The sequence below is a fragment of the Desulfovibrio sp. genome (assembly GCF_009712225.1).
GTDB lineage: Bacteria > Desulfobacterota > Desulfovibrionia > Desulfovibrionales > Desulfovibrionaceae > Desulfovibrio.
Genome location: NZ_WASP01000016.1, coordinates 1 through 2,061, shown reverse-complemented (window position 1 = coordinate 2,061; position 2,061 = coordinate 1). Strand labels below are relative to the sequence as shown.

Genomic DNA, 2,061 nt, shown 5'->3' with positions numbered 1-2,061 from the left:
AATTAATGTAGATGATCCGCTTTTAAATAAAATAAGTAAAAATGCTCCTTTTGATGCAATCACTTATGGCATAAATGCAACTGCAGATTTTATGGCAAAGGATATACGATACTCTCAATCTGGTATAAATTTTATATTAGATTTTAATGGATCAGAAAAAAAAGTTAAAATAAATAGTTTTAATAAATCTAATGTTTATGATACACTAGCTGCTATTGGAACCTGCTACTTTTTGGGATTTCCTTTGAACCTTATCATAAATGCACTAACTCAGACTGAAATATTTTGAGTAAGGGGCTGTTGCATTAGCGATTTTTCAAATCGCTATGAACAGCTCTTTTTTGACTCAAAAAAAATAATTTTAGAAGCAAAATTATTTTTTCGAGTTCTATATTTAAAAAAGGGTATACAAAATAAAGGGTGGTTTTTTACAATTTTTACCTGATGGATTTATGCTGTTTTTAATGGATGAATGTAGAAACAACATCTTTCGTTTTGTATCTTATTGTGAAGCTTATTTACATTATGTGAAATTCCCAACAATATGCACTCTGCGAGTATATTTTGCTTTCCTTTGCATAAGAAACGACGGAATCCCATATCTTGTTTTACTTCAGCAAAAGCTCCTTCGGATTGAATACTTCTGTTCATTCTCAGTTCTGTTCCTTCATCACTAATTATTCTTTCTAAGGATTTCTCACGTTTTTCTTGAAACAACTTAGAGATTTCTAAATGTTTAGTACGTTCTTCCAATGGAGTCTTACTATTTCTGCCTTTGATACACTTTGATTTTAGCTGGCATTCACTGCAGTCTTCGCAGGTATAGCAAGTCTTCTCACTTACATATCCAGTTTTACTTTTTGATTTTTTAGTACCAGATGCTTTTAGTTTTTTTCCGTTACTACATATATAAGCATCTTCATTTGAATCATAAGTCATGTTTTCTTTTCTGCTGATATCAGTTTTATATTTTCGTGTCTTACTAATTTCATAATTCGAAGGTTTGATGAATGCAAGCTGATTATTTTTCTCAAGGTACACGTAGTTTTCTTCACTTTCATATCCAGAATCTGCAATTATTTTTTCGTAAATTCGTTTCTGATTTTGGCGTAAGCCTTCTAAAAATGGGATCAGCATTGTAGTATCTGTACATTGAGGTCCAGCACTAATCCAAACAACATATTCTGCATCAGTACCAAATTGTATATTGTATGCTGGTTTCAACTGGCCATTTTTCATGGCATCTTCTTTCATACGCATAAATGTTGCATCATGATCTGTCTTTGAAAAACTATTTCTATCCCCGGCAATATGGATGTATTGATTATATTTTTTTAATTTTGCAAGGTATTCGTCCAGCTGTTCTAGTGTTTTTTGAATTAAGCTTTTTCGCTTTCCAATACCATGAACAAAAATGATATTTTCTTCTTTTTGTATCTTTTTTAATTTCTTGCGAAGTTTTTTTAGGTGATGAATTTTAACAATGTCTTTGTACAAAACTTTAATACCAAAATCTTTTTCAGCCTTCAAAATAAAAGCAGGAATTTTGTCCAATAACTTCTGTTGATTTTTAGTTACAGATTTTTTCCAAACAAAAGAATATTTGTTGGCTGCCGCCTCAATTTTTGTGCCATCAATAAAAAGATTTTCTAAAGAGAGTTCTCCATTTTGAGCTAGAAAGTCTGTCATTTGAGTCATAACCTTTTCAGCAACTGGAGCAAAATGAAGACTTCGAAATCTAGCAATAGTAGAATAATCTGGTGCTGACGCATCTTCAAGAAGATACATGAAATTAATATCTCTTCTGCATGCAGTTTCAATTTTGCGTGAAGAATAATAATGATTCATGTAAGCATATAACATAACCTTAAGCATCTGTCTTGGGGTTGCTTGATTTTTCCTTATGCGGAAATAAGTCTGGTATAATTCTGTTAAATCCATCTCCTCTACAACCTGACTCAGCAGCCTCACGGCATCATCTTTTGGAATTATGTATTCAATATTTAATGGTAATTTTAATTGATAAAGGTTACCACGAGTGGTATAATCTTTTTGTGTTAA

General features: G+C 31.5%; 2 protein-coding genes. One reads left to right on the top strand and one right to left on the bottom strand.

What is annotated here, in order from left to right:
• On the top strand, window positions 1-289 hold a 289-nt coding region (locus tag F8N36_RS14735), incomplete at its 5' end, for a Mur ligase family protein (RefSeq protein WP_291333649.1).
• A 161-nt stretch (window positions 290-450) separates the two neighbouring features.
• Here F8N36_RS14735 and F8N36_RS14730 read toward each other — a convergent pair.
• A partial coding sequence (locus F8N36_RS14730; protein WP_291333647.1) for an IS1182 family transposase occupies window positions 451-2,061 on the bottom strand: 1,611 nt, incomplete at its 5' end.